Raw genomic sequence first — 20226 nt, forward strand, 5'->3', positions numbered from 1 at the left:
CAGCACCGAGGAAGGACCCACTGGTGAGCACATCGTTCGAGCGTGTCTCGCGCTTCAGCGTCGGCTACGACATGCACGAGGTCGACGAGTTCCTGGCCCGCGCCCGCCGCGCCTACGAGGGACGCGACCCCTCCTTCACCGGGGCGGACATCACCTCGGCGAGCTTCGGCACCGAGCGCGGCGGCTACGACATGCGCGTGGTCGACGAGGCACTGGACCGCCTGTCCGACGCCTTCGCCCTGCAGGCCCGCGACGACGCGATCGCCGAGCGCGGCGAGGAGGTCTGGATCGCGCAGCTCACCGAGCGCGCCGAGGTCCTCAAGGAGCGCCTCGAGCGACCCGCCGGCGACCGCTTCGCCCCTGCCGCGCAGGGGGAGCCGGCCTACGACAAGTCCGACGTCGACGCCCTGTGCGATCAGCTGGTCGCCTACTTCACCGACGGACTGCCGATGAGCGTCGACGACGTGCGCCGCTCCGCCTTCCGCCGCCGGCGCGGCCCGGAGGGCTACCGCGAGGCCGTGGTCGACGTCTACCTCGATCATGTCGCGGACGTGATGGCCTCCGTGCCGTGAGCACCACCCCGCGCCGGCTGGTCCTGCTGGGGGCCACCGGCTCGATCGGCACCCAGAGCCTCGAGGTGCTCACCCGCTACCCGGACATCGCCCGGGTGAGCGGTCTCGCGGTCGGCGGCTCCCGCCCCGAGCTGGTCACCGAGCAGGTCCTCGCCCACCGCCCGGAGCACCTGGTCGTCGCCGCGCCGGAGCGCGCCGAGGCGGTCGAACGGGCCGTCGGCGCCGCCTGCGCCGCCGCGCACGTCGCCCCGCCCGCCCTCGACGCCGGCGCCGAGGCGGTCGTGGCCCTGGCCGGCTCGCTGGGGGACGGGGACGTGGTGCTCAACGCCGTCACCGGATCCGTCGGCCTGCTGCCCACCCTCGCCGCGCTGGCCTCGGGGGCCAGGCTCGCGCTGGCCAACAAGGAGTCCCTGGTCGTCGGCGGCTCCCTGGTCACGGAGGCCGCGCGCCCCGGCCAGATCCTGCCCGTGGACTCCGAGCACACCGCCATCGCGCAGGCCCTGGCCGGGGTGCGCCCCGACCAGGTCGACCACCTGGTGGTCACCGCCTCGGGCGGCCCCTTCCGCGGCCGCACCCGGGACCAGCTCGCCGCCGTCACCCCCGAGCAGGCCCTGGCCCATCCCACCTGGGCGATGGGCCGGGTGATCACCACCAACTCGGCGACCCTGGTCAACAAGGCCCTCGAGGTCATCGAGGCCTGCTTCCAGTTCGACCTGCCCGAGGACCGCATCGAGGTGGTCGTCCACCCGCAGTCGATCGTGCACTCGATGGTGACCCTGGTCGACGGCTCCACCATCGCCCAGGCGAGCCCGCCCGACATGCGCCACGCGATCGGCTGGGCGCTCGCCCATCCCGAGAAGCTGAGCGGACTGGCCCGGCCGCTGGACTTCCGCCAGGCGCAGTCCTGGACCTTCGAACCGGTGGACGAGCAGACCTTCCCGGCGATCGGCATCGCCCGCGCCGCCCACCGCGAGGGAGGCGGCGCGATGGCCGCCTACAACGCCGCCAACGAGGAGGCCGTGGACGCCTTCTTCGCCGGGCACCTGAGCTTCCTGGGGATCACCGAGCTGATCCGCGCCGTGCTCGCCGATCCCCGGCGCCCCCGCGCGGAGCGGGCCGACGGGGTGGACGGGCTCCTGCACGTCGAGGCCTGGGCGCGGGAGGCCGCGCACGCCCTGATCGCCGCCCGGGAGGGCTGAGCCGTGCTGCTGTTCGCGCTGGGGGTGCTGGTCGTCGCGGTGGGCCTCGCGGCCTCCATCGCGCTGCACGAGGTGGGCCACCTGGTCCCGGCCAAGCTGTTCGGGGTGCGCGTGACCCAGTACATGATCGGCTTCGGCCCCACCGTGCTCTCCCGCACCCGCGGCGAGACCGAGTACGGCCTCAAGGCGATCCCGCTGGGCGGGTACATCCGCATGATCGGCATGTTCCCCCCGCACCGGGGCGAGCCCGCCGGCACCATCCGCGAGGACTCCACCGGGCTGCTGCAGCAGGTCACCGAGATGTCCGAGCAGGCGAAGGCCTACGAGGCCTCCCAGTACGGGCCGGAGGACGCGCACCGCACCTTCGTGGCCCTGTCGGTGCCGAGGAAGCTGGTGGTCATGCTGGGCGGGCCCGCCATGAACCTGCTGATCTCCGTGGTGCTGATGGTGGTGCTGGTCAGCGGGATCGGACTGCCGGCCCTCACCCCCACCGTGCAGAGCGTCTCGCAGTGCGTGGTGCCCGCCGACGCCCCCGCCGACGTCAGCTGCGAGGGCCGGCCCCCCGCGCCCGCCCGCGCCGCGGGCATCCGGCCCGGCGACACCCTGCGCGAGATCGACGGTCGTCCCATCGAGCGCTGGGCCGACGTCACCAGCGCCGTGCGCTCCAGCGGCGACCGCACCGTCGAGGTCGTCGTCGAACGGGACGGGCAGCGGCTCCGTCTCGAGGCGACGCCGATCCTCGACGCCCGCCCGGTGCTCGATGCGGACGGCGCCGCCGTGCTCGACGCCGACGGGGACCTGGTCACCGAGCAGGTCGGCTTCCTCGGGGTCGCCGGCACGACGGACCTGGTGCCGCAGTCCCCAGCCGCGGTGCCGGAGATGGCCTGGTCGGCCTTCACCCGGACCGCCGAGCTGATCCTCACCCTGCCGGTGCGGCTGTACGAGGTCGGCCAGGCCGCCTTCGGCAGCGCCGAGCGGGACCCGAACGGTCCGCTCGGGGTGGTCGGCGTCTCCCGCCTGGCCGGGGAGGTCGCCTCCGCCGAGCAGCCCGGCTTCGAGCTGCGCGAGAAGACCGGCACCATGATCTCGATGCTCGCCTCGCTGAACATGGCGCTGTTCGTGTTCAACCTGGTGCCGCTGCTGCCCCTGGACGGCGGCCACGTCGCCGGGGCGCTGCTCGAGGGAGCGCGCCGCCTCCTGGCCCGGCTGCGGGGCCGGCCCGATCCCGGCCCGGTGGACATGTCCCGCATGCTGCCGCTGACCAATGCGGTCGCCCTGGTCTTCGTGGCGATGACCGTGCTGCTGCTGTACGCGGACATCGTCAAGCCCATCACCCTGTTCCCCTGAGACCCCCGAGACCCCTGTGCCCCGCGCCACCGCGGGAGTGCAGGAGCGGTGGAGGTGTCGCACCTCGCCTCGCACGGCCCAGGCCGCGAGTCCATAATGGAGGGGTGACTTCAGTGAGCCTCGGCATCCCCACCGTCAAGACGCCCCCGCCGGTCCTCGCGCCCCGGCGGCCGACCCGCAAGGTCAAGCTCGGCAGCATCTACGTGGGCGGCGACGCGCCCATCACCGTGCAGTCGATGACCACCACGCCGACCCACGACATCAACGCGACCCTCCAGCAGATCGCGGAGCTGACCGCCGCCGGCTGCGACATCGTGCGGGTGGCCTGCCCGCGCCAGGAGGACGCCGACGCCCTGGCGGTGATCGCCGCGAAGTCCCCGATCCCCGTGATCGCCGACATCCACTTCCAGCCCAAGTACGTCTTCGCGGCCATCGAGGCCGGCTGCGCCGGGGTGCGCGTGAACCCCGGCAACATCCGCCGCTTCGACGACCAGATCAAGGACATCGCCGCGGCCGCCAAGGACCACGGCACCGCGCTGCGCATCGGCGTCAACGCCGGCAGCATCGACCCGCGGATGATGAAGGGTGACCGGGTCACCCCGGAGGCGCTGGTGGCCTCCGCGAAGTGGGAGGCGTCCCTGTTCGAGGAGCACGACTTCCACGACTTCGGGATCTCCGTCAAGCACAACGACCCCGTGATCATGGTCGATGCGTACCGCCAGCTCTCCGCGGAGGGCGACTGGCCCCTCCACCTCGGCGTCACCGAGGCGGGCCCCGCCTTCCAGGGCACCATCAAGTCCTCGGTGGCCTTCGGGATCCTGCTGGGCGAGGGCATCGGCGACACCATCCGCGTGTCCCTCTCCGCCCCGCCGGTCGAGGAGGTCAAGGTCGGCAACCAGATCCTGCAGTCGCTGAACCTCAAGCCCCGCAAGCTGGACATCGTCTCCTGCCCGTCCTGCGGCCGCGCCCAGGTCGACGTCTACACCCTCGCGGACGAGGTCACCGAGGGGCTCAAGCACCTCGAGGTGCCGCTGCGCGTCGCGGTCATGGGCTGCGTCGTCAACGGACCGGGCGAGGCCCGCGAGGCGGACCTCGGCGTCGCCTCCGGCAACGGCAAGGGCCAGATCTTCGTCAAGGGCGAGGTCATCAAGACCGTGCCCGAGGCCGACATCGTCGCCACCCTGCTGGCCGAGGCCAACCGGATCGCCGCCGAGATGGGCGAGGCCGAGTCCGCCGCCGGCGCCCCGTCCGTGTCCGTGGGCTGAGGGGCATGTTCCGGCGCGGCGGACGGGTGCGAGCGCTCCGTCCCGGCAGCCTCGACGTCGCGCTGGCCCACGCCCTGACCGATCCGCTGACCAACGCCCTGGCGGGCGCCCGGCTGCGCGAGGCCGCACGGTCCGCCCCGGTGCTCCAGGAGTTCTCGCTGGCCGGGGACGAGACACGCCCCGACGGCCTGCTGTGGCACGGCGTGAACGTCTCCCCGCTGTCGGCGACCGGACTGGCCCTGGGCGAGTTCGGTCGACACCTGGCGGCCCGCTCCCGCCGGGCCAGCTCGGTGGTCGGCGAGCGCGCCGCGGTCGAGGCGCTCTGGCAGTCGCTGGCGCCGACCTGGGGCGCCGACGTGCGCGAGTACCGCTGGAGCCAGCCGCTGCTGGTGGCCGACGACCTCGCCGACCTCCCCGAGCTCCCGCCGGTGCCGCTGCGCCCCGCCGAGCCGGGGGAGGAGACGCTCGTGTTCCCCGCCGCGGTGGCCATGTTCCGCGAGGAGGTGGGCATCGACCCGCTGCAGGGGGACGGCGGCCGCGGCTACCGCTCCCGGGTCGAGGAGCTGATCCGGCACCGCCGCACCTACGTCGTGATCGAGGACGGTCAGGTGCAGTTCAAGGCCGACGTCGGCGCCCTGTTCGGACCCGTCGCCCAGATCCACGGGGTGTGGGTGCGGCCGGAGCAGCGGGGGAGGGGCCTGGGCCGGGCCGCGATGGCACAGCTCGCGCGCCAGGTGCAGCAGGACCACGCCCCGCAGGTCTCGCTCTACGTCAACGACTTCAACGAGCCCGCCCGCCGCGCCTACGACGCCGCCGGCTTCCGCCAGGTCGGCGAGCTCACCACCATCCTCTTCTGAGCCGGCCGGCCGCCCCTCAGCCGGGCCGGTGCGCGGTGAGCACGAACTGGAGCGGCACCCGGTCCGGATCCTCCCGCAGGCGAAAGCGGTCCCCCTCGCGCACCATCAGCTCCGGCCAGGGAGCCCACGCCGAGTACGGCGTCTCCGCGAAGGAGTCCAGCACCAGCCCGGCGCCCAGCAGCGCGGTGAGGATCTCCCCGATCGAATGGTTCCACTGATGGCTGACGCCGTGGGCGAGCTGCGGGAACCCCTCGGGCGACTCCACGTAGCTGCCCGCCTCGTCCCAGGTCATCGGCTCGGCGCGCTGGAAGTAGGGCTGCTCGATGCGCAGGCCGGCGCTGACGTCCTCGCCGATGGTCATGGACATCGGGTGGTCGTCGCGGAGCAGGAACCGGCCCCCGGGCCGCAGCAGGGAGGCGATCACCCGCGCCCAGGCGGTCACGTCCGGCAGCCAGCACAGCACCCCGATCGAGGTGTACACCAGGTCGAAGTCACCGGTCAGGGCCGCGCGGGCGTCGTACACGTTGGCCTCGACGAACTCGATGTCCGCGCCGGCCCGGGCGGCGATCGAGCGGGCGCGGCGCAGGGAGCCGGGGGAGAGGTCCACCCCGACGGTGCGCCGGGGACCCAGCCGCGACAGGCTCACGGTGTCGGTGCCCAGGTGGCACTGCAGGTGCACCACGTCCGCCCCGGTGAGGTCCCCGATCAGGTCGAGGTCCTGGGCGAGCTCGGGGCTGATCCGGTCCGGGTCGGCGATCAGCTCCTCGATGCCGTAGCCGGCGGCCTCGTGCAGGGCGGCGCGGTCGTCCCAGTTCCGTCGGTTGTCCTCGAACCAGGTCTCAGGGGAGCTCATGGCGCTCACGCTAGCGGGCGGGCACCGGTCCCACCAGCGGATATCCCGGCGCCCTCAGCCGGAGGCCAGCACGTCGAGGGTGATCAGCACGTTCGCCGCGGTCCAGGACAGCGGCGCGACGGCGGCCGGACTCCCGTCGAAGAGGACCTTCTCGGGCAGCGAGCCCGCCGCGGTGCGGTGCGCGGCGAGCCAGTGCAGGAGCTCCTGGGCGGCGCCGCGGTCTCCCGCGCGGGCGAGGGCGAGGGCCAGCAGACTGGTCGAGGGGGTCCAGCTGATCCCGTCCTCGCGCCAGGCGGCCCCCGGCGCGATCCCCCCGGCGGGGCGGGCGAGCTCGTGGCGCAGCGCGCGCAGCGACGGCAGGGGCACCACGCCGTGGCCACCGGTGGCGTCGAAGAAGGCGCGGGCGGAATCGGCCCCGCCACCGCCCCGGTAGCGCTGGTGGCCGCTGGCCCCGAAGGTGCCCGCCAGCAGCACGGTGAAGGTCTCGGCCGCCTCCTGCGCGGCGGCCCGCCCGGTGAGGTGGGCCCCGGCCCGCAGCCCCGCCAGGGTGGCCGCCATGATGCCCAGCGTCACCGAGCTCTCGCGCACCTCCCAGTAGTCGGGGGAGACCGGCGGCAGCCCCGCCCCGCCCCGGGTGGCGCCCAGCAGCGCCGACAGCGAGGTGCCGATCAGCGGTCGCAGCCGCTCCCGGAGCTCGTCGCGCCGCGCGGCGGGGGCGCAGGCGATCACCTCGGAGGCCGCCCACAGCAGCAGCCCGGTGCCGTCGAACTGTCGCCCGCGACGATCCGGGGCCCGGTCGGTGCCGGGCAGGAACCGGGCCTCGAACCAGCCGTCGCCGGCCTGCAGGCCCTGCAGGTGCTCGAGGGCAGCGACCGCCCGGTCCAGGTGGCCGATCCGCGCCAGCGCCACCGCGCCGAAGGATGCGTCGCGCGGCCACACGTACTGCCAGCGCGGGCTCCATCCGGCGACCGGCGCGGGCAGGTCGTCGGTGAGCACCCAGAGGTCGGCCAGGGCGCTGTCGGCCAGGTCCACCAGCACCGGGTCCGCGGCCAGGACGGCCGCGACGCGGTCGCGCCAGGCCGCGGACCCGCCGGCGAACCCCTGCGCCCGCTCCCGCACCGGGGAGGCGGCCGGCAGGTCGAGGGCCAGACGGGAGCCCGGCACAAGGGAGAGCGCGGCGTCGCCCGCAGCCACCAGGGTCCGCCGGCCGGCGGCGTCGTAGGCCACGGTCCCGGAGTACAGCGGGATCACGGTGCGTGGATCCACCGCCGGTCGCAGCAGGCGCTGGGCGGTGACGCCGCCGGTGCCGACGGCCGCCACCGCGGCGAGGGCGCAGGCGCCCTGCAGCAGCCGGCGGCGGGAGGCGGGGCGGCCGGGCAGGGCGCGGCCCGGGTCGCCGCCGGCCGTCGCCGGGGCGACCGGCGCCTGCTCTCCTGGCTCATGCATCCGCCCAGGCTACCGGCGGCCCGGGCGACGCTCCCCGGCGCCGCCGCCCAGTACGATGGGCCCGCGCGCGCCACCGGTGGCCCCGCACCGCTCCGCTCCGTGGGAAAGGCCTGCTCCATGATTCGTCTGTCCTCCTCGTTCGTCCGCACCCTGCGGGAGGACCCGGCCGACGCCGAGGTGGCGAGCCATCGGCTGCTGGTGCGCGCCGGGTACATCCGCCGCAGCGCGGGCGGCGTCTACACCTGGCTGCCGCTGGGCCTGAAGGTGCTGCGCAAGGTCGAGCAGATCGTGCGCGAGGAGCAGGATGCGATCGGGGGCCAGGAGGTGCTGTTCTCGGCGCTGCAGCCGCGCGCCCCCTACGAGGTCACCGGCCGGTGGGACGACTACGGCCCGCTCCTGTTCCGGCTGCAGGACCGGCGCCAGGAGGACTTCCTGCTGGCGCCCACCCATGAGGAGATGTTCACCCTGACGGTGAAGGACCTGTACTCCTCGTACAAGGACCTGCCCACGATGCTGTACCAGATCCAGACCAAGTTCCGCGACGAGGCGCGTCCCCGGGCGGGCCTGCTGCGCACCCGCGAGTTCCTCATGAAGGACGCCTACTCCTTCGACATCGACGACGCCGGCCTGGACGTCTCCTACGAGAAGCAGCGCGGCGCCTATCAGCGCACCTTCGAGCGGCTGGGCCTGCCGACGGTGATCTGCCGGGCCGACGCCGGGGCGATGGGCGGCTCCCGCTCCGAGGAGTTCCTCCACCCCACCCCGGTCGGCGAGGACACCTTCGTGATCTCCGACGGCGGCTACGCCGCGAACGTCGAGGCCGTCACCACCGTGCCCCCGGCGCCCCTGGACGAGGCCGCCATCGCCGCGCTGCCGGCCGCGCACGTCGAGGACACCCCCGGCGCGAGCACCATCGCCGCCCTCACCGACTTCTCGAACCAGACCTTCCCCGGCCAGGGCCGGGTCGACGAGTCCGGCCGATGGACGCGCTACGAGATGCTCAAGCACCTCGTCTACAAGCTCACCTACCCCGACGGCAGCACCGAGCCGCTGGTGATCGCCCTGCCCGGCGACCGGGAGGTGGACGACAAGCGGCTCGAGGCCGCGGTCGCCCCCGCCGTCGCGACCCCCTTCGGCGAGGCCGACTTCGCCGCCCACCCGACGCTGACCAAGGGCTTCATCGGCCCCGCGGGGCTCGGCCTCGAGGCCGCCGCGAAGATCCGGTACCTGGTGGACCCGCGGGTGGTCCCCGGCACCGCCTGGGTCGCCGGCGCCGGCACCCCCGACCAGCACGTCTACGACCTCGTCTACGGTCGCGACTTCACCGCCGACGGCACCGTCGAGGCCGCCGAGGTGCGCGACGGCGACCCGGCGCCGGACGGCTCCGGCCCGCTGCGCCTGACCCGCGGCATGGAGATGGGCCACATCTTCCAGCTGGGCCGCAAGTACGCCGAGGCGCTGGACCTCAAGGTGCTCAACGAGAACGGCAAGACCCAGGTGGTGACCATGGGCTCCTACGGCATCGGGGTGACGCGGGCCGTGGCAGCGATCGCCGAGCTCCACCACGACGAGCGGGGCCTGGTCTGGCCCCGCCAGGTGGCACCGGCCGACGTGCACATCATGGCCACCGGCAAGGGCCAGGAGATCTTCGCGGAGGCCGAGCGCATCGGCGCCGAGCTCGAGGCCCGCGGGCTCGAGGTGCTCTACGACGACCGCCCCAAGGTCTCCCCGGGCGTGAAGTTCAAGGACGCCGAGCTGCTGGGCGTGCCGACCTCCGTGGTGGTCGGCAAGGGCCTGGCCACCGGGGTGGTCGAGGTGCGCGATCGGGCCGGCGGCGCGATCGCGGAGGTCTCCCCGCAGGAGGTCGTCGACGCCGTGGTCGCGGCGGTCCGCGGGGCCTGAGCGCCGGCGGCGGCGCTCAGCCGTCCGCCGGGTCCTCGGCCTCGAGGCTCGGCAGCGGCTCCATCCGGTCCACCAGGGGGGCCAGCAGCTCCGCCTCCGCCAGCGCCGCCGCGATCGACAGCGGGCGGTGCGCGAAGGGCGCCGCCCCCACCAGGGAGACGTGGTCGACCAGCAGCCCCTGCGCGAGCAGCGTGGGCAGCTGCCCGGCCCGCTCCGGGTCGAGGGTCCCGCCCGGGATCGGGTAGAGCGCCTGCCGCGGCACCACCGGGGCGCCCTCCTCCTCGGCGATCAGCCCCAGCGCCTGGCCGCGGGCGCGGTGCAGCGCCGAGCGCCCGAGGTGGCGCTCGCGGGCCTCACCCTCGGTGCGGGCGGCCAGCACCTCGTGGAGGTATCCGGCGTACCACTCCTCCTGCTGGGCCTGCTCGAGCAGGGTGTGGAAGTCGGCCTGCGCCCCCACCGAGGGCGGGTCGGTCGCCGGCACCTCACGGCCGGGGACGATCTGCTCGGCCGTCGGGGACGGGGTGACCTCCCCGGTCCCGGCGGCGGAGCGCAGGCGCAGCGCGATCCAGGCGCTGTGCGCCGCGATCCCGGCGGTGGGACGGGCCAGGGACCCGGAGACCTGCCGGGAGGCGGCGACCGCCAGATCGCGCAGCTCGACCAGCGCGGCGACCAGACCCGCGGTGTCGGTGGGTGCGTCCGCCGGCGGTGGGGGCGCGGACTGCCCGCGCGGATCCTGGCGGGCCTCCCGCTCCCGCTCGGCCTGGGCGCCGGTGAGCAGGGCGGTGCGCTGGACCGGCAGGGCGGAGGCCAGCACGTCCAGCGCCGCCGACAGCGCCGGGCTGCCGGCGGCGATCCCGCCGGCCTGCTCGACCAGGTGCTCGGTGCCCGCGATCGCCCGCTCGATCACCGCGAGCAGGTCGGCGCGGTAGAGGTCGTCGATCCCGGGCGGCGGCGGGGTGTGCTCCTGGGGTCCGCCGAGGGCGACCGGCCCGCAGCCCGCCAGCGTCACCAGGGCCAGCGCGCCGGCCGCAGCGGAGCGCAGCAGCCCCCGGCGCGAGAGGCGGGGCGCTGGCGGGGAGGTCCGGACGGGGCAGGGCACAGGAGGATTCTCGCATCGGGGCCGCCCGGGGAGGCGCGGACCGCGCGCGGACACTATCCTGGAGCCAGTCGCCCGGGCATCGGCCCGGGCAGCACAGGCACCCATAGCAGGAGGAGGCGAGCGGCCATGAGCGCACTCGACGACCAGAGAATCCTGCGGCAGACGGCCACCCGGGTGCTCGACGCCCACGGACTCGTGCTCGAGGACGTGCAGGTGCGTCACGGCGGCGGGGCCCCCGAGGTGCGACTGATCGTGGACCTCCCCGAGGACCGGCTCGGCAGCGCCGACCTCGACACCGTGGCGGCGGCCTCGCGGGAGCTCTCGGAGCTGGTCGACGCCGACGACTCCCTGCTCGGGCCCGACCCCGTCGTCCTCGAGGTCACCACCCCGGGCGCGGACCGGCCGCTGAGCGCCGCCCGACACTTCCGCCGCTCCCGCGGCCGGCTGCTCTCCCTCACCGCCGCCGACGGCACCGCGTACCGCGCCCGCCTGCTCGCGGTGGACGGGGAGCTGCTGCGGCTGCGTCAGGAGCCGGGCCGCGACGACCGCGGACGACCCCGGAAGCGGCCCGCCGGCACCAGCGAGCAGCTCGAGCTGTCGATCGCCGAGGTCACCGCCGCGCGGGTCGAGGTCGAGTTCGACCCGCCCGCCGACCTCGCGCAGCTGCTCGCCGACCTCGAGACCACCGCCGCGGAGGAGCGCGCCGCCTCGGAGCCCGCCCCCGCAGCGGACCCCACGGACGCCGCGGCCCACCCTGCCGCCGACGACACCACCGCCGCGGCCCACCCCGCCGCCGACGACACCACCGCCGCGGCCCACCCCGCCGCATCGAAGGAGAGCTGAGATGGACATCGACCTGGGAGCCCTGCGGGCCCTCGAGCGCGAACGCGACATCCGGCTGCCGGTGCTGATGGACGCCATCCGCTCCGCGCTGCACGCCGCCTACCTGCACACCGACCATCCCGTACGGGACTCCGAGGTGATCATCGACGAGGCCACCGGGAAGGTCGCCGTGATCGCCCGCGAGCGCGACGGGGACGGCACGGTGGTGGAGGAGTGGGACGACACCCCGGAGAACTTCGGACGCGTCGCCGCCTCCACCGCCCGCCAGGTGATCTTCCAGCGCCTGCGCGACCTCGAGGACGACGCGGTGCTGGGCGAGTACGCCGACCGCGCCGACGACATCGTCTCGGGCATCATCCAGCAGGGCCGCGACCCGCGGATGGTGCTGGTGGACCTCGGCGAGGTCGAGGCCGTGCTGCCCCCGCACGAGCGGGTGCCGGGGGAGGACTACTCCCACGGCCGCCGGCTGCGCGCCTACGTCACCGAGGCGCGGCGCGGCCCCAAGGGTCCCCAGATCACCCTCTCGCGCTCGCATCCGAACCTGGTGCGGCGCCTGTTCGCCCTCGAGGTCCCGGAGGTCGCCGACGGCACCGTCGAGATCGCCGGCCTGGCCCGCGAGGCGGGCTACCGCACCAAGATGTCGGTCCGGGCCATGGTCCCCGGGGTCAACGCCAAGGGCGCCTGCATCGGCCCGATGGGCGCCCGCGTGCGCTCGGTGATGAACGAGCTGGGGGGCGAGAAGATCGACATCGTCGACTTCGACGAGGACCCCGCCACCTACGTCGCCAACGCCCTCTCGCCCTCGAAGGTCACCAGCGTCACCGTGATCGACGAGGTGGGCCGGGCGGTGCGCGCCGTGGTGCCGGAGACCCAGCTGTCCCTGGCGATCGGCAAGGACGGCCAGAACGCCCGCCTCGCGGCGAAGCTGACCGGCTGGAAGATCGACATCCGCCCCGACAGCGACCCGCGCTCGCCGACCGACGCCTGAGGTGTGTCCCATGCCTCCCCGGTGCGGCCGCCGCGGCAGGTGTCCGCTATCCTGGGGAGGCTGTTCGCCGAGCGGCGCCGAGGATCGCAGGTCGATCCGGGTGCCCTGCCCGGCGGACTCGCTCGGAACGGAGGTGGTGACGTGGTCACGCGACCCGCACCCCATCGCCCCGAGCGCACGTGCGTCGGCTGCCGTCAGGTGGTCCCGCGCGAGCAGCTGGTGCGTCTGGTCCGGGAGTCCGCTCCCGACGGCGCCGCCCCTCGCGTCCGCGTCGATCCCACCGGATCGGCCTCCGGCCGCGGGGCGTGGCTCCACCCCGACGCCTCATGTCTCGAGCTCGCCGAGCGGCGAGGCGGCTTCGCCCGGTCATTCCGCGGCGCTGTCGACACCGGGCATCTCGCCCGGGACCTCGAGCACTTCGATCCCACCCGAACGTGGAACAGGTAGAAGAACCCATGGACATCCGATGAGTACTCGCCAATGAGCACCCGCAGGAATTGATGGTCCGAGCCCTCTTGTCGGCCGGACCGAGACAGGAGAAATGTGGCTAAGGTCCGCGTCCACGAGCTCGCCAAGGAGCTCGGACACCCCAGCAAGGTCGTTCTGCAGAAGCTGCAGGACATGGGCGAATTCGTCCGCTCAGCATCCTCGACCATCGAGGCGCCGGTCGCCCGTCGGCTGCGTGAGGAGCTCCCCGCCACCGGCGGCGACGCCCCCGCCAAGAGCGCCGCCCCCGCCGGTGCCCCCAAGCCCGGTGGCGCCCCCAAGCCCGGCGCCGCGCCCAAGCCCGGTGCCAAGCCGGCCGCCGCAGCGGCCGCCCCGGCCGAGCCCGCCGAGCAGAAGCCCGCCGAGCAGAAGCCCGCCGAGCAGAAGCCCGCCGCGCCGACGCGCGCCGAGCAGGCACCGGCCGCTCCGAAGCCCGCCGAGCAGGCACCGGCCGCGCCGACGCCCGCCGCGGCCGAGGCTCCTGCCGCGCCGGCCCCGAAGCCGGGCGGCGAGAAGCCCGCCCCGGCTCCCAAGCCCGGTGGTGACCGTCCCGCGCCCCGCCCCGGCGGTGCCCGGCCCGGCAACAACCCCTTCGCCAGCTCGCAGGGCATGCCCCGTCCCGGTGCCCGCAAGCCCGGCCAGGGCGGCCCCCAGCGCGACGGCGCCCCGCGCCCGGGCGGTCCCCGCCCCGGCAACAACCCCTTCGCCAGCTCGCAGGGCATGCCCCGTCCCGGGCAGCGCCCGCCGCGTCCCGGCGCCACCACCGACCAGGCCGGCGGCCGCACCCCCGTGAGGGTGCACCCCGTCCGGGCGGCGCTCCGCGACCCGGCATGCCGACCCCCGGCATCATGCGCCAGCACTCCAGCGGCGGCCTCGCCGACGCCAACCAGGGCGGTGCCGCTCGCGGCCGCGGCGGTCGTCCGGGCCCCGGCGGCCGTCCCGGCGCTCCTGCCGGCGGCGCTCCCGCCGGTGGCGGCGGTCCCCGCGGACGCGGAGGACGCGGCAGCACCCAGGGTGCGTTCGGTCGTGGCGGCAAGCCCGCCCGCTCGCGCAAGTCGAAGCGGGCGAAGCGCCAGGAGTTCGAGCAGATGCAGGCCCCCGCACCGGGCGGCGTGCAGATCCCGCGCGGTGACGGCAGCACGCCGATCCGCCTGCGTCGCGGCGCCTCGCTGACCGACTTCGCCGACCGCATCGACGTCAACCCGGCGTCGCTGATCACGGTGCTGTTCGCGATGGGCGAGATGGCCACCGCCACCCAGTCCCTGGACGAGGACACCTTCGACCTGCTCGGCACCGAGCTGGGATACCGGATCGAGATCGTCTCCCCGGAGGACGAGGAGCGCGAGCTGCTCGAGCAGTTCGACATCGATCTCGACGCCGAGCTGGCCGGGGAGGGCGCGGAGGACCGCGCCCCGCGTCCGCCGGTGGTCACCGTCATGGGTCACGTCGACCACGGCAAGACCCGCCTGCTGGACACCATCCGCAAGGCGACCGTCGGAGCCGGCGAGGCCGGCGGCATCACCCAGCACATCGGCGCCTACCAGGTCGGCGTGCAGCACGACGGCGAGGACCGCGCGATCACGTTCATCGACACCCCGGGCCACGAGGCGTTCACCGCCATGCGTGCCCGCGGTGCCCAGGTCACCGACATCGCGATCCTCGTGGTCGCGGCCGATGACGGCGTGATGCCGCAGACCATCGAGGCGCTCAACCACGCCCAGGCGGCGAACGTGCCGATCGTGGTCGCGGTCAACAAGGTCGACAAGCCCGACGCCAACCCGGAGAAGATCCGGCAGCAGCTGACCGAGTACAACCTGGTCGCCGAGGAGTACGGCGGCGAGACGATGTTCGTGGACGTATCCGCCCGCGAGAACCTCAACATCGACGCGCTGCTGGAGGCGGTGCTGCTGACCGCGGACGCCGCGCTCGAGCTGGCCGCCAACCCCGACAAGGACGCCCGCGGCGTCTCCATCGAGGCGAACCTGGACCGCGGTCGCGGCCCGGTCGCCACGGTGCTGGTCCAGCAGGGCACCCTGCGGGTCGGCGACGCGATCGTCTGCGGCACCGGCCACGGCCGGGTCCGCGCGATGCTCGACGAGAACGGCGAGAGCGTGCAGGAGGCGGGTCCGTCCCGCCCCGTGCAGGTTCTCGGCCTGACCTCGGTGCCCGGCGCCGGTGACTCCTTCCTGGTGGCACCCGACGAGCGCACCGCCCGGCAGATCGCCGAGAAGCGCGAGGCCGCCAAGCGCGCCGCGTCGCTGTCCAAGGCCCGCAAGCGCATCAGCCTCGAGGACATCACCAAGTCGATGGCCGAGGGCAAGGTCGAGACCCTCAACCTCATCCTCAAGGGCGACGCCGCAGGTGCGGTCGAGGCCCTCGAGGAGTCGCTGCTGGGCATCGACGTCGGCGACGGCGTGGATCTGCGGATCATCGACCGCGGCGTCGGCGCGATCACGATGAACAACATCAACCTCGCCGTCGCCTCGGACGCCGTCATCATCGGCTACAACGTGCGCGCCGAGGGGCTGAACGCGGAGTACGCCGACCGCGAGGGCGTGGAGATCAAGTACTACAGCGTGATCTACAACGCCATCGACGAGGTCGAGCAGGCCCTCAAGGGCATGCTCAAGCCGGAGTACGAGGAGGTCGAGCTGGGCTCGGCGGAGATCCGCGAGATCTTCCGCTCCTCCAAGTTCGGCAACATCGCCGGCTCGATCGTCCGCAGCGGCATCATCCGCCGCGGAGCCCGGGCTCGCATCACCCGCAACGGCGTGGTGGTGGCCGAGAACATCGAGGTCGCCGGTCTGCGACGGTTCAAGGACGATGTCACCGAGGTCCGCGACGGCTACGAGTGCGGCATCAACCTCGGCTCGTACAACGACCTGCAGCTCGAGGACCTCATCACCACCTACGAGATGCAGGAGAAGCCCCGCAGCTGATCGGATCCGGCCGGGCGCCCAGCAGGCGCCCGGCCGCTTCCGCGGGGGAGGAGAGTCCTATGACCGAGGCGGTCCTCGTCCTCCGGTCCCCGTCGGCCAACCGCGTCTACGCGCAGGCCGCGGGGCCGCTCGCCCTGGCCGAGGCCAGGTGGGTGCTCGGCGCCCACCTGGCCTCGGCGCCGCTGGTGCGGGAGCGCCGGACCGGGGGGATGGACGCCCTCGAGATCCGCTGGCCCGCGCCCCCGGCCGACGCCGCGGGCGACCGGCCGGGACCCGACCCGGACCTCGTCGGCCGACTGCTCGGCTCCCTCTCCTCGACCCTCGGCGTGCTCGACCTCGTCGAGGACGCCGACGCGGGCGGCCCCGAGGGCGGTGCGCCGCTGCTGCGTCCACGGGAGCTCCCGACCACGCTGCGGCACCCCGGAGACCTCGAGACCATCCTGAAGTACCCCGGCAAGACCAACGAGCAGTTCACCGCGCTGCTGGTGAACCTCGCCGCCGCCCTCAGCACCCGCCGCGCCGGACTGTTCGACGGCTCCCTGAACCTGCTGGACCCGCTCTGCGGCCGCGGCACCACGCTGAACCGCGCCCTCCGCCTCGGCCTCAGCCCGCTGGGGGCCGACATCGACCGCAAGGACGTCGAGGCCTACCGGGCGTTCCTGGCCACCTGGCTGCGCACCCACCGCTACAAGCACACGCTGTCCGCCACCAGGCTCACCGTGCACGGCGAGCAGCTGGGCAGCCGGATCGAGGCCGAGCTCGCCCCCGACAAGCACGCCCTGCGCGAGGGCCGCAGCCAGCGCCTGACCGTGCTCGGCTGCGACACCACCCGGCTCGGCGAGCTGCTGCCCGCCCGCAGCGTCGACGCGCTGGTCGCGGACCTGCCCTACGGCGTCCAGCACGGCTCCCGCGCCGTGGGCTCCTGGCAGCGCTCGCCGCTAAAGGTGCTGCGCGCCGCCGCCCCCGGCTGGCGCTCCCTGCTGCGCGACGGCGCCGGAGTCGCGCTGGCCCTGAACCGGCACACCCTCGACCACGACGCTGCGAGCGCCGTGCTGGCCGAGGCCGGGCTGCGGGTCATCAGCCGCGACGGCGCCTTCCGCCACCGCGTCGACCAGTCCATCGACCGCGACGTGCTGCTCGCCGTCCCCACCGACCACCCCCGTGCCGAGGCGCTCGCAGCCCTCGGCACCGACCAGGAGAACCCCACCCCATGACCGATCACCCCCGTGCCCTCAAGCTCGCCGACCGCATCAAGGTCATCGTGGCCACCATGCTCGACACCCGGGTCAAGGACCCCCGGCTCGGCTTCGTGACCATCACCGACGTCCGCGTCAGCGGCGACCTCCAGCACGCCACCGTGTTCTACACCGTCCTCGGCACCGACGAGGAGCGCGAGGGGACCGCCGCCGCGCTGGTCAGCGCCACCGGCATGCTGCGCCGCGAGGTGGGCCGCCAGACCGGGGTCCGGCTCACCCCGACCCTCGAGTTCATCGCCGACGCGATCCCGGAGAACGCCCGCGTCATCGAGGACCTGCTGTCCGAGGCCCGCGGCCGCGACGCCGAGCTCGAGAAGGCGAAGATCGGCGCCGCCTACGCCGGCGAGGCCGACCCGTACCGGAAGCCCCGCGAGGAGGAGCTCGAGGACGACCTCGAGGGCGACCTCGACGGCGATCTCGACGAGGACGGCGGCGAGGACGCGCCGCGCCGCGAGGACGCGTGAGCCCCGCCCCGCACGGCATCCTGCTGGTCGACAAGGCCCCCGACCGCACCAGCCATGACGTGGTCGCCCGGGTGCGCTGGCTGCTGGGCACCCGGAAGGTCGGCCACGCCGGCACCCTGGACCCGATGGCCACCGGGCTGCTGGTGCTCGGCATCGGACAGGGCACCCGGCTGCTGACCTACCTGGTGGGCCTGCCCAAGACCTACCACGCCACGATCCGGCTGGGACGGGCCACCACCACGGACGACCGGGAGGGGGAGACGCTCGGCGAGCACGTCGATGCCACCTCCCTGCCCGACGCCGCGATCGCGCAGCAGGTGCAGCGCCTGCGCGGGGACATCCAGCAGGTCCCCTCCACCGTCAGCGCCATCAAGGTCGACGGCCGGCGGGCCTACGCCCGCGCCCGGGCCGGCGAGGACGTCGAGCTCGCCGCCCGGCCGGTGCGGATCAGCCGCTTCGAGGTCACCGCCCGCCGGGAGGCCGACGGCCACCTGGACCTCGACGTCGAGATCGACTGCTCCTCCGGCACCTACGTGCGGGCCCTGGCCCGGGACCTCGGCGCGGCCCTCGGCGTCGGCGGGCACCTCACCGCCCTGCGGCGCACGGCGGTGGGACCCTTCGGCGTCGAGCAGGCGCTCTGCGTCCCCGCCCGCGGCGAGGGCGACGACGTCGAGCTGCCCCTGCACGGCCTCGGCGCGATCGCCGCGCAGGTGCTGCCCACCCTGGCGGTGGACGAGGACCAGGCCGCCGCTCTCGGCACCGGGCAGCGGATCCGGAGCGAGGCCGCCGCGGCGCCGTCCGACGGCCCCGTCGCCGCCCGGGACGGGGCCGGGGCGCTGGTGGCGATCATCGAGCGCGAGGCCGAGCGCTGGCGACCGCTGCTGGTGGTGCCGCCCGAGGCCCGCTGCTGAGACGCACGAGTGCCGTACGAGACCAGAAGGCCCTTCCCGGAATCCCGGGAAGGGCCTTCTGCGTGGCGCGGCGCCGATGATCGGCGTCGTCAGCTCAGTAGTGGACCTCGGTGCGGGTCCCGATGCTCGCCCAGTCGTAGAGCCACTTGGCATCCGAGACGGGCATGTTCACGCAGCCGTGGGAGCCGGAGTACCCGAAGGAGGAGCGCCACGGCGCACCGTGGAAGCCGTAGCCGCGGTGGAAGTACTGCACCCAGGGCACGTCGTGGGTGTAGTAGTACTTCTCGTGGCCCTCGGGGTAGCGGCTCGCATTGGTCATGTCCTGCTCGTCGTAGCGCAGGTAGATCTCGTACGAGCCGGTGACGGTCTCGTTGCCCTCCTTGCCGTCGACCATCTTCCGCGGACCCCAGACCGGGGTCTCGCCGACGTAGGCGGTGACCGTCTTGCTGGTCAGGTCGACGTCGATCCACTTCTCGCCGGTGGGATCGGCCGGAGTGGTGCCCTCGGCGTCGGTCTGCTCGTCCTTGGGGGCGTCGACCTTCTCGACCTCGGACTTGACCTGCTTGGTCTCGAACGCGGCCTCGAGGGGGGTGACGCCCTTCAGGGCCCCGATCAGCTGCTCGGCCACCGCGTCGGTGTTGGTGATCTCGAGGCCGTCCTTCTTCTCGGCGACCACCTTGACCACCTTGCCGGTCTCGTCGATCTGCTCGATGCCGTTCTTGGGCTCGACGGCGTCCTTGTCGGCGCGAGCGGTGACCCACTCGCGCACGCCCTCCTCGTCCACCGCGATGCTCAGCGTCTGGCCCGACTCGTCGGGGACCACGGAGATCCAGCCGCTGCGGCGCTCGGCGGAGACCTCCTGCGGCTCGCCGTCGGCCCCGGTGATGCTCATGGGCTGCTCGAGGAGCGTGGTGATCGTGCCGACGGTCTCCTCGGCCTCCTCGGTGGTGATCGCGGGCGCGATCTGCTCGACCGGCTGCTCGACGGCGAAGTCCTCGAGCGCCGGCGCGTGCTGCTGCACGGCGTCCACGAAGTGCTGCGGGTCCACGCCCTGCCCGTTGCGGCCGGGCACGGCGTTCCAGGTCTGCTCCTCCTCGTCGAAGGTGACCTGGGCGTCGACCGGGCTGGTGAGGTCCGCGGGCACGAGTCCCTCGGCGAAGTCGGCGACCGCGGCCTCGTCGACGACCACGACCGGCTCCACCGTGTGCTCACCGGACCAGGTCGAGGCGAGCACGTCGGTGAACGAGTCGTCGCGGGCGAGCGCCGCCTGCGCCGTGGCGTCCGCGTCGACGCTCACGCCGAGGTCGGCCAGCCCCACCTCATGCTGCTCCTCCCCGGCGGTCACGGCGACCGTCACCGACTCACCGCGTTCGGCGACCAGGGCGCTGATCTCCTCGGGGGTGCTGCCGGCGACATCCTGGCCGAGCACGGTGGTGCCCGGCAGGGCGCGGCCCTCGAACTGCTTGGCGTAGGCCAGAGCGCCGCCGGTCAGCACGATCGCGATGACCGCGATGACGGCCACCAGGACGAGGGTCACCCGTCGACGGCCGCGGCGGTCGGAGGGTCGCATCGGGCCGCCCAGCGCGGCCGAGTCGGTCACGTTCGTCATGGAATCCGATCCGTTCTCAGCGGCCGTCGTGTCAGCCCCCGCAGTACGCGGGAGGGCACAGGGGTCCCTCCCCGGCGCCGCCTTGTCCTTCAGGGTAGTGGAGCGCATCCGCCCATCGACAGAGCCAGGGTTCCGAGCTTCGTCACAGCCCGGTCACCGCCGGAGGCCCGTCGGCCCGGGGACCCGGCGG

General features: G+C 74.2%; 16 protein-coding genes and 1 pseudogene. 13 read left to right on the forward strand and 4 right to left on the reverse strand.

The window, feature by feature from the left end; translation table 11 throughout:
* The first annotated feature begins 23 nt into the window (after positions 1-23).
* From ACOJUI_RS04875 to ACOJUI_RS04895, 5 genes are all read left to right on the forward strand, one after another.
* A complete protein-coding gene (locus tag ACOJUI_RS04875; protein WP_422116967.1) occupies positions 24-572 on the forward strand; it encodes a DivIVA domain-containing protein in 549 nt (182 codons plus the stop codon).
* On the forward strand, positions 569-1771 hold the full coding sequence (dxr, locus tag ACOJUI_RS04880) for a 1-deoxy-D-xylulose-5-phosphate reductoisomerase (RefSeq protein ID WP_422116968.1): 1203 nt from the start codon (positions 569-571) through the stop codon (positions 1769-1771). Before ACOJUI_RS04875 ends, dxr begins: the two co-directional genes overlap by 4 nt.
* 3 nt (positions 1772-1774) lie before the next feature.
* Positions 1775-3118, forward strand: a complete 1344-nt coding sequence (locus ACOJUI_RS04885; RefSeq protein WP_422116969.1) for a M50 family metallopeptidase — start codon at positions 1775-1777, stop codon at positions 3116-3118.
* Positions 3119-3222: 104 nt separating this feature from the next.
* Positions 3223-4383 carry a flavodoxin-dependent (E)-4-hydroxy-3-methylbut-2-enyl-diphosphate synthase gene (ispG, locus tag ACOJUI_RS04890; protein WP_422116970.1) on the forward strand — a complete coding sequence of 387 codons (1161 nt, stop codon included), beginning with the start codon at positions 3223-3225 and terminating at the stop codon, positions 4381-4383.
* A gap of 26 nt (positions 4384-4409) precedes the next feature.
* The gene (locus tag ACOJUI_RS04895; RefSeq protein ID WP_422116971.1) at positions 4410-5240 is read left to right on the forward strand and encodes a GNAT family N-acetyltransferase; all 831 of its coding nucleotides are present in this window, start codon (positions 4410-4412) and stop codon (positions 5238-5240) included.
* A gap of 16 nt (positions 5241-5256) precedes the next feature.
* Here the strand turns inward: ACOJUI_RS04895 and ACOJUI_RS04900 are convergent, their stop codons facing one another.
* Entirely contained in the window at positions 5257-6093 is an 837-nt protein-coding gene (locus tag ACOJUI_RS04900) for a class I SAM-dependent methyltransferase (protein ID WP_422116972.1), read from the reverse strand.
* 54 nt (positions 6094-6147) lie between these two features.
* Positions 6148-7539, reverse strand: a complete 1392-nt coding sequence (locus ACOJUI_RS04905; protein ID WP_422116973.1) for a hypothetical protein — start codon at positions 7537-7539, stop codon at positions 6148-6150.
* A 117-nt stretch (positions 7540-7656) separates the two neighbouring features.
* On the opposite strand from ACOJUI_RS04905, the gene ACOJUI_RS04910 reads away from it, so the two are divergent.
* Positions 7657-9441: a proline--tRNA ligase gene (locus ACOJUI_RS04910; RefSeq protein WP_422116974.1), complete on the forward strand. Its 1785-nt coding sequence runs from the start codon at positions 7657-7659 to the stop codon at positions 9439-9441.
* 16 nt (positions 9442-9457) lie between these two features.
* Here the strand turns inward: ACOJUI_RS04910 and ACOJUI_RS04915 are convergent, their stop codons facing one another.
* Positions 9458-10540: a DUF4439 domain-containing protein gene (locus ACOJUI_RS04915; RefSeq protein ID WP_422116975.1), complete on the reverse strand. Its 1083-nt coding sequence runs from the start codon at positions 10538-10540 to the stop codon at positions 9458-9460.
* A 126-nt stretch (positions 10541-10666) separates the two neighbouring features.
* Between ACOJUI_RS04915 and rimP the strand changes: the two genes are divergently transcribed.
* The 7 genes and pseudogenes from rimP to truB all read left to right on the forward strand — a co-directional run bounded on the left by rimP (position 10667) and on the right by truB (position 18427).
* Positions 10667-11383, forward strand: a complete 717-nt coding sequence (gene rimP, locus ACOJUI_RS04920) for a ribosome maturation factor RimP (protein WP_422116976.1) — start codon at positions 10667-10669, stop codon at positions 11381-11383.
* 1 nt (position 11384) lies between these two features.
* Entirely contained in the window at positions 11385-12371 is a 987-nt protein-coding gene (nusA, locus tag ACOJUI_RS04925; RefSeq protein ID WP_422116977.1) for a transcription termination factor NusA, read from the forward strand.
* A 219-nt stretch (positions 12372-12590) separates the two neighbouring features.
* Complete coding sequence (locus tag ACOJUI_RS04930; RefSeq protein WP_422117619.1) at positions 12591-12818, forward strand: YlxR family protein; 228 nt, start codon at positions 12591-12593, stop codon at positions 12816-12818.
* Between the two features lie 96 nt (positions 12819-12914).
* Positions 12915-15796 (forward strand): annotated as a pseudogene (infB, locus tag ACOJUI_RS04935) (translation initiation factor IF-2).
* Between the two features lie 59 nt (positions 15797-15855).
* Positions 15856-17010, forward strand: a complete 1155-nt coding sequence (locus tag ACOJUI_RS04940) for a TRM11 family SAM-dependent methyltransferase (RefSeq protein ID WP_422116978.1) — start codon at positions 15856-15858, stop codon at positions 17008-17010.
* A complete protein-coding gene (gene rbfA / locus ACOJUI_RS04945; protein ID WP_422116979.1) occupies positions 17007-17516 on the forward strand; it encodes a 30S ribosome-binding factor RbfA in 510 nt (169 codons plus the stop codon). Before ACOJUI_RS04940 ends, rbfA begins: the two co-directional genes overlap by 4 nt.
* On the forward strand, positions 17513-18427 hold the full coding sequence (truB, locus tag ACOJUI_RS04950; RefSeq protein ID WP_422116980.1) for a tRNA pseudouridine(55) synthase TruB: 915 nt from the start codon (positions 17513-17515) through the stop codon (positions 18425-18427). The genes rbfA and truB overlap by 4 nt, the downstream gene beginning before the upstream one ends.
* A 94-nt stretch (positions 18428-18521) precedes the next feature.
* On the opposite strand, the gene ACOJUI_RS04955 is transcribed toward truB, so the two are convergent.
* A complete protein-coding gene (locus tag ACOJUI_RS04955; RefSeq protein WP_422116981.1) occupies positions 18522-20036 on the reverse strand; it encodes a L,D-transpeptidase family protein in 1515 nt (504 codons plus the stop codon).
* Positions 20037-20226: the final 190 nt, after the last annotated feature.

Origin of the sequence: Brachybacterium sp. UNK5269, assembly GCF_049266655.1 — a bacterium.
Lineage (GTDB): Bacteria > Actinomycetota > Actinomycetes > Actinomycetales > Dermabacteraceae > Brachybacterium.

Excerpts from the sequence above, each read along its gene's own strand:
- ACOJUI_RS04910 (WP_422116974.1), top strand. The coding sequence starts at position 7,657 with ATGATTCGTCTGTCCTCCTCGTTCGTCCGCACCCTGCGGGAGGACCCG.
- rbfA (WP_422116979.1), top strand. The coding sequence starts at position 17,007 with ATGACCGATCACCCCCGTGCCCTCAAGCTCGCCGACCGCATCAAGGTC.
- ACOJUI_RS04900 (WP_422116972.1), bottom strand. The coding sequence starts at position 6,093 with ATGAGCTCCCCTGAGACCTGGTTCGAGGACAACCGACGGAACTGGGAC.
- ACOJUI_RS04940 (WP_422116978.1), top strand. The coding sequence starts at position 15,856 with ATGACCGAGGCGGTCCTCGTCCTCCGGTCCCCGTCGGCCAACCGCGTC.
- ACOJUI_RS04955 (WP_422116981.1), bottom strand. The coding sequence starts at position 20,036 with ATGACGAACGTGACCGACTCGGCCGCGCTGGGCGGCCCGATGCGACCC.
- rimP (WP_422116976.1), top strand. The coding sequence starts at position 10,667 with ATGAGCGCACTCGACGACCAGAGAATCCTGCGGCAGACGGCCACCCGG.
- ACOJUI_RS04905 (WP_422116973.1), bottom strand. The coding sequence starts at position 7,539 with ATGCATGAGCCAGGAGAGCAGGCGCCGGTCGCCCCGGCGACGGCCGGC.
- nusA (WP_422116977.1), top strand. The coding sequence starts at position 11,385 with ATGGACATCGACCTGGGAGCCCTGCGGGCCCTCGAGCGCGAACGCGAC.